Raw genomic sequence first — 7,837 nt, 5'->3', positions numbered from 1 at the left:
GTTCCCCTGGCTCGAACGCCATCATTGGTGGGGAGGCAGGCTCGTCCTCCAACAGTTGCCGCAGTTCCCCTGGCTCGAACGCCATCATCGGTGGGGAGGCGGGTTCATCCTCCAGCAGCTGCCGCGGCTCTTCCTCGTGCGGCAAGCGCCTCCTTAGCCGGTCTTGCAGCGCCTGCCGATCGGCAACGAGGTTGTCGAGGGGCAGCGGCTCGTGGTCTGGCCGCTGCCCTTTCACCAATCGTTCAACCAGCGCCCACGTGCCCTCCAGGACAAATACGCCGCAATCATAATGGTTCGTCTGTCTGGCCATGGGGGCTGGCGCCAAGGTGGCATTCAGCAGTCCTGCGAGCTGTTTTGCAGGCACGTCGTTATATCCCTCTCGCTGGAGGGAGTCGTAGTGATAGGCGAACCGCCTTTCCGGGTCGCGGCGATCAACGAGCAGCAGCGACCAATGGGTGCCGGGGCTAGTAGCCGTGCCATTATTCACTGGCAAGAACAGGAAGTCGGCTGTGGCGTTGTTTTGATTATAGATGGACTGCAATATGCCTCGAGCGTCTTGCGGCGACGTGTGTCGCAGTAGATGGGATACGGAAGGATCCACCAGCCGAGTCCGGGCAGCGAGCGCCGGATTGATCCCCTGCAGTTGCCCCTCCAGCAAATTGTAATCTCTCTGGATATGGGCGTCGCTCAGCCATTCGGCGGCGCCGAGCACCCGCCCCGTTGCAACGTTGGACGGGGCTGTCGGATCGAGCGCCCCGATCTGAGCCCCAGAGGAACTGGTAGTCAGTGTGGTCACATCAACCAGTGGAAGGCCGCGGTAGGTGCCTGGCAGCCTAGCGGTTGCTGGCGAGGCGGGTTGGGGAGCTCTTGCCGGTGCCGCTGGCCCAGCTTCAGCAGCGGCCCCAACGCGCCTGGTGACTGCGTCTGCCGGATGAGCAGAAAGGACAGTTTCGCGCCCGAGCACAATGCGCGGCAGGATATCCCGGAGGTGAGCCAATGCAGAACTGATACTTAGCCTATTACCATAGGAGACAGCCTTGAAGCTCTCAACATCTTTATCCAGCGATTTGTCGTGAATCCGAGCCGCAATCCCAAGCTTGTTATTTTGACGCAGGTACTGACTAAAATGTCTAAGAAAATTTGTATAGCCGCCCACGGTATCTGGATTCCGTCCGGTCGCAGGCGCTGCCAGGTACTCCTTGGTCGAAGCGGCTCTGTAATTTCTAATGAGCTCGGCATCGTCAGGATAGGGGATCACGACAGGGCGAGCCATAATCGGGGCTCCGCCTGTCGACTTCTTGAGGTAACGCAGTGCGCCAGCCACGGTGGAGGAACCACCCGTACTCTCGTACTCCTTGAGATCCTGATCCAGCGACGAATGGTAAAGCCGAGCAGCAAACCCTGGCTTGTTGTTTTGAAGGAGCCACCGACTAAAGCCGAAAAGAGAATTTACATTGTAAGTGACCGTGTTCGCTTTGGCCTTACCCGCGTGGAATGCTGCCCTCAGCCCTTCGATAGCGGTCGCATCGTTGGAATAGACAGGACGCTTGTCGGCACCGTCGGGGACTACAATTGGACGATCCGGCTGCACTGTCGAGGGCATCGACCCACCACCTCCGGGATGCGGTGCTGGGGTGGATTCGTGCTCATCCCTCTGCCTGACGAGCTGCGCCTCACATTCCGGTGTAGCCACCTCATGAGGATCCTGCATCGGTTCGATCCCCTCCATCTCCTGCTGCAACCAAGCCAAAGCTTGGCGAGCGGCCTGCGCGGCTTCATCAACCGCGGAGGATGTCTCCACACCTCTGGCGGACGCCGGCAGAGCCTGCTCCGCCCGCCGTCGAAAGAGCTCTGGCGAGGCGGATTTCTCCGCCCACAATCTGGGCTGCGTAGCGAGTCCCCGTCCAGATTTATGTGGCACCGCCTCGCTTGGCAGCGGGCTGCTCCTGTCCCGTGCAGCTACCAGCTCCTCCGGGGCGCCCTGGTCGCCGTGGCGCCAGTTCAAGTGAGGGACGGCCTCTCCAAAGTCGGGCGCTTGGTGTTGGTGCGCGGTTGGGGCGAGAGACAATGGTAGATCGGTGCCCTCCTTATAACCTACCGGCAGGAGCTCCTCTGGCCAATCGAATCCCTGCTGTGGTGCGGTATGCTGAGCAGCGTCGCCACGGGGACGAGCCTCCATGCTGACCGCGTTTTCCAGATGATTCCCGAGTATAACGCGCGGCGGGTTCTTGCGGAGATAAACCAGCGCAGATTCGATCGGAGCTCCACCATTAGAGGAGGCGGCCTTGTAGCTCTCAACATCTTTATCCAGCGATTTATCGTAAATGCGACCCGCAATTCCGAGCTTGTCATTTTGACGTAGGTAATGACTGAAATGGTTAAGAGCAGTTGCGTAGCCGCTCGCGGATCTGAAATGTCTGGTGAGCGCGGCGTCGTCAGGATGGGGGTTCAGGACAGCGCGACCCACAATCGGGCCGGCTCCGCCCATCGACTTCATCAATTGACGCAGTGCGCCAGCCACGGTGGAGGAACCACCCCTACTCTCGTACTCCTCGAGATCCTGGCTCAGCGACGGATGGTAAAGCCGAGCAGCAAGCCCTGGCTTGTTGTTTTGAAAGAGCCAACGACTAAAGCCGAAAAGAGAATTTGTGCTGCGAGTGACCGTGTCCGGCCTGGCTTTACCCGCAAGGAGTGCTGACTTCAGCCCTTCGATGGCGGTGGCATCGTTGGAATAAACAGGACGCTTGTCGGCACCGTCGGGGACCACAATTGGACGATCCGGCTGCACTGTCGAGGGCATCGACCCGTCGAGATGCGGTGCTGGGGTGTATTCGTGCTCGTCCCCCTGCATCACAAGTTGCGCCTCCCGTTCCGATGTACCCACCTGATCGGTGGGGAGTTGCATCATCACGCGAGCGCCTGAGTTGCCAACCTCACCTGGTTGCCGCTCAGTGACAGCATGCTGCAGATTGCTTTGGATCCTCTGCCTCTTCGTTGGTCTCAACTCACCTTTACCATGCGAGCCATTGACGAGGACCTCCTCGCCTAGCGCACCCATCAACTCGTCCGCCGCCTGCAGTTCGCCCAAGTGCTGCTCAAAACCGGCTTGGCCGGCCTGTCCGCTTGCTCGTGCGGTACGGCGTGCTGCACCTGCAGCCAAGCTGCCACGATGAATGTCTAGTTTGTACGGGTGCACGCTATCCTCACTTCCACAGATCACATGAGCAACCTACTCAGGCAAGCTTTCGAGAGGCTGACGAGGTCCGCCGCCGCGGAAGGCGAAGGCTGGTTTTCTGCTCAGCGGTTGACGGCCTCGCGTGTTGCGGCCGCGCCGGGTATCACGCCAATCAATCTGAATAGTCGATGCGTCAAACGAACCAGGATGGGATTTTCGTAGCGGGGCTGCTCTACTCACTCTTGTCCTGAGGGCAGAATTCAACCATATCGCCGAGCAACTGGATGCCGATTGGATACCCGATCCGGAAAGCTTCAGCTCATATGTGACGCGAGGATGAGAATCGTGGCAGCTCCAGACCGACGGGCTGCCACCCACAGCGGCGATGACCGACGAGGGTCTTCTATTGCCAAGGCAATCGTCCGTTCGGGGACCTATGTGTTCCAATGCTCGTCGAGCGGATCGGTGGGCCGCACCGCCGTAGCGTTACGGCGAGCGGAAGCGGCGTTGGGTGCGGCTTTTCCCCTGAACGCTTCACACCAGGCTGATAGGGGATCTTGCAATCGCACACACGCGGTCTGCAGGCGTGCCTATCAAGCAGTTTGCTCAGACCAACGTCGCGGCGAGCCGATCCTCAATACGCAGCGCAAGTCCTAGACTCCACGATCGTCCTTCGGTGCAGATTTGCTCGCGCCTCGCCCTGATTACAGCTGATAAGGCGAGCTAACAATTGCAAGAGCCACAAGCTATTCCAGCTCGATCGGTTTGGTGTTCCAGTCGGGCGGGGTCTGACCGAGAATGTTGCGAACGAAGAAGTCTAGGAGTTTGCGCTCGGTGTAGGTGCCTAGAGTATGGTGATTGGCACCAGGAACGTAGACCATGTCAAAATCTTTTCCTGCCTTGATGAGTCGATCGGCAAGCTGGAACGAGCAAAACGGATCGACATTATCATCCATTTCGCCGACCGCGATCATCAGCTTGCCCTGCAGCCTGTGAGCATTGTCAACGGCGGAGGATTGCGAATATTCAATGCCGACCGGCCACCCCATCCAAAGTTCGTTCCACCAGGTCTTGTCTATCCTGTTGTCGAAGCAGCCGTTTTTGGCGACGGCGACCTTGTAGAAATCGGGGTGAAAGAGCAGCGCGCTGACTGCACTCTGGCCGCCGGCGGATGCGCCAAAAATGCCGACGTTGGATATGTCGTACCATGGATATTGCGCGGCCGCCGCCTTGTGCCACAGAATGCGATCGGGAAATCCTGCGTCCTTCAGATTCTTCCAAGCAACATCATGGAAGGCGCGGGAGCGGTTGTTGGTGCCCATGCCGTCGATCTGAGCAACGACGAAGCCCAGCTGCGTGAGCGGCTCTGTCCACCGCGAGAAGGATTTTGGGACGAAGGAGCCGTGGGGTCCAGCATAGATATTCTCCACAACCGGGTATTTCTTCGTCGGGTCGAAGTTGGCTGGCAGGTGGAGCACGCCCCAGATGTCAGTTTTGCCGTCGCGCCCCTTGGAATGGAAACTGAGCGGCGGCTGCCAGCCTGCGGCGACGAGCTCAGAAATGTCGGCCGTCTCGATCTGCTGGAGCTTGGCATTGTCGCTGGCGCGGTAGAGTGCCATGCGCGGGGGCAGATCGATGCGTGACCAGAGATCGACATAATAGCGCCTGTCAGGCGAGAACTCGATATGGTGGTTGGCCGGTTCGGGCGTCAGTGCAGTCAGTCCCTTGCCGTCAAAGCCGATGCGGTAAGCATGGACCCAATAGGGGTCCTCCTGCGAGTTCATCCCGCTCGCCTCGAACCAGATCTGACGCTTGACCGGATCGACATGGTTGACCCTCCGGACGACCCACTCACCTCGCGTGATCTGGTTTTCGAGCGCGCCTGTCCGGCCGTTGAAAAGATACAAATGCTCATACCCGTCGCGCTCTGATGCCCAGATGATCTCCTTCCCGTCATCGACATCGTAACGGAAGATTTTTCCGGCATCCTCCTGGCCATGCCCCAGCGGCAAATAATCAACGAATGTCTCGCTGGTCTCATCGATCAGGGAGCGCCCGCGGCCCGAGGCGGCGTCTACCTCGACCAGGCGATAAAGCTGATGCCCGCGCTGGTTATATTCGAAAGTGAAGCCGCGGCTGTCCGCCCACCACCGGAGAGGGGAAAGTTCGAAGACGTTCGAGAAGAGGGCACCGTCAATCACGATCTGGCGCCGGCCGGCAATGTCGAACAGGACTGGCTGGGGCAGCGGAAGGACATCGCCCGGCCTGGGATAGAATTTTGTTGAATATTCCCGCTCCAACTGGTCCGTCGAAGAATTGAGGTAGCGGACCTCTCGCCTATAGCCGGGGCGAACAAGGTAAGCGGCGAGGTGGCGCGAGTCCGGCGACCAGCTCAGCGTCGAAAAGACGTAGCAATTGCCTTCGGCTCCGTCCCGGCTCAGAGGAACATCCTGCAATCCGTCCTCGCTGCGCAGGAAAACGTTGCAGTTCTTGATATAGGCGATCCATTTGCCGTCGGGCGACGCGTTGCTCTTGTCGGGGTTGTTCTCCGCTGGCGGCGTGTAGCGGTGGCTGAGCTCCCTACGGTCCCCTTTCCTTGCATCGAATGTGGTGCTGGTACAGTCATAGCTTGCAAGGTCGCAGCTCCACCGGGTGTCTTCAATCTGGAAGTCGAGCCTGCGACCATCCTCACTCAGTTCGAAACGGTCGAACGGAAGATTGCCGGCTTGATAGCTCTCATGGCTCACCTTGTTTAGCGCTGCCGCCAGACGCGCCTGATCGAAAGCGGGCCGCTTGAAACCCGTGGCAGCATCGACCTGCATGAACTGCTGCTCGCCGTGGCTAGTCCGGCGGTAGACGAAGGCTTCACCCCCGGTCAGCCAGAAAGGCATTTTGGGGACATTGACAGTGAGCCCGCCATATCGATCGTTGATCGTAAGTGCGCGCTTGAAATCGGCCGGCGCTAGCGTCGGGTGTAAACTTTTCGAACCCTTGGCCAGCGTCTGAGTTGCCGATCGCCATGCGGCGCGCGTCAAAGCGCCGATCCTGGACATACCTGTTCACTTCTTTCGGTTTTCGGAATGCTAATTTTGAAGTTGGGTTCTCGTCGCCGGTCTGCAGCAGCGCCGAAGCGTCGCCTTGGAGGAGAGCCAGCACGCGGGTGCAGCCAGGCACGCGCAACAGGGGCGCTCCTTGGACATCCAGGCACTGGTTCGGGTGCCGATTGAAGAGTTGGCGTCCGCCGCCGAAACAACCAGGAAAGAGCGTCCATGCAGCCCTGACGCGACTATTTCCCCGCGAGTATGGCCGCTTGCTTTTCTGCATCATCTGAAAGGTCCTGCTCTAGTCGGGCCGGATGTCACCCCGGCAGAAATCATTGTGCTATTTCGACAATCTCCGAGCGATTGCCGCCGGCCCATGACGAGGTTTACCGATAGGGCGCAATATGCGTGCCAAAGGAAAAGCGGTTTAAATACACGGCAATCCGCCTATGTCGCATCCCCAACATCGTCGCACACCGGACAATGCCGGACGAAATTGTCCCGGGGCGTCAAATTGGTTTGATGGTGACCCAAGGAGTTCTGGCTTTATCTGAGGCGTTCGGCCTTTTTCGAAAGCCGGACTCTTCGCGCGTTTCCGACGGCCCGAAGCGCCTGATCAAAGCTGACGGCATTCCCGGGTCTTGGCCTTGCCACAGCAGCACCTGCTGCATCAATTCCGACGGACGCTGTAGAACACCTGCAACACACGGCCCGCAGCAATTTCTCCGGCGCAACGCTGGGGCGACCGCCTTTGGCACTGCAGGCGTACATGCCGGAAAGGATGCCGTCTAGCCGCACCAGCGCTCCATTGATCATCAGCCGGTGCGGGCACCAGGATGACCGGCTGGAACGAAATCTTCCAACCGCTTCATCGTGAACAGCTGCTCCATGAACACATCGCTCCCGTCAATCGAGCCGTCTCGCCAGGGGGATCAATAGTCTGTCTTTGGCGTAGGTATTTCAGCAGCCTGCTGTTAGCGTGCGGACGACGCCGACATCAACCGGCGGACAAATGCGACGAGGGCAACAAGCGCGCCTGACGCAACGCCGCCAGATCAGCCGAGCCCGTGCAGAAGCAGGCGACGGCCAACTGGCGGATGACGATCTCGAAATGCGCGACAACGGCCCCGGTGGACACTGTCGCCGCGCCCAGCACGCTGGCCGCCTGCCCGGCGATGTCCGCGCCCAGGCGGATGGCCTTGGCCACGTCGACGCCATCGCGGATCCCGCCCGACGCGATCAGCTTCACCGTTGGCAGCGCCCGACGCACCGCCTGCACGCTGGTCAGGGTGGAATCCCCCAATCGGCGAATGACATCGCCACTGCACGGTCGGCGGCATTGCGGGCGCGCTCGCCCTCCACTGCGGCCCAACTGGTGCCGCCGGCGCCGGCGACATCGATTACCGCCACGCCCGCCTCGACGAGCGCACAGGCACCGAGGCGGACAGGCCCGCCCCCACTTCCTTGGCCACCATCGGCACGCCCACGATGCGCGCGGCGCCAGCGATCAGCGCCAGGACGCCGCGCCAGTTCGCGGTCGCCCTCCGCCTGTACCGCTTCCTGCAGCGGATTGAGATGGACGATGAGCCCATCGGCCTCCAGCGCGTCCACCGCGCGACGC

At 60.2% G+C, this 7,837-nt stretch carries 2 protein-coding genes and 2 pseudogenes; all 4 read right to left on the bottom strand.

Features of this window, described 5'->3' with window-relative positions:
* Nucleotides 1-3,088 (bottom strand): Ulp1 family isopeptidase (locus EN994_RS10410; RefSeq protein WP_245466007.1); only part of this gene is annotated, 3,088 nt, incomplete at its 3' end.
* Nucleotides 3,089-3,921: 833 nt separating this feature from the next.
* On the bottom strand, nucleotides 3,922-6,228 hold the full coding sequence (locus EN994_RS10405) for a S9 family peptidase (protein ID WP_063169235.1): 2,307 nt from the start codon (nucleotides 6,226-6,228) through the stop codon (nucleotides 3,922-3,924).
* 667 nt (nucleotides 6,229-6,895) lie between these two features.
* A pseudogene (locus EN994_RS36020) lies at nucleotides 6,896-7,127 on the bottom strand (IS5/IS1182 family transposase); the annotation flags it as partial.
* An 86-nt stretch (nucleotides 7,128-7,213) separates the two neighbouring features.
* Nucleotides 7,214-7,837, bottom strand: a pseudogene (locus EN994_RS10400) (alpha-hydroxy-acid oxidizing protein); the annotation flags it as partial.

The sequence above is a fragment of the Mesorhizobium sp. M7A.F.Ca.CA.002.09.1.1 genome (genome assembly GCF_003998555.1).
GTDB lineage: Bacteria > Pseudomonadota > Alphaproteobacteria > Rhizobiales > Rhizobiaceae > Mesorhizobium > Mesorhizobium ciceri.
Note: the sequence above shows the minus strand (reverse complement) of the source record. Positions and strands in the feature narration are given on the sequence as shown.

Bases quoted from the DNA above. Each gene is read 5' to 3' on its own strand.
- EN994_RS10405 (WP_063169235.1), bottom strand. From the start codon at position 6,228: ATGTCCAGGATCGGCGCTTTGACGCGCGCCGCATGGCGATCGGCAACT.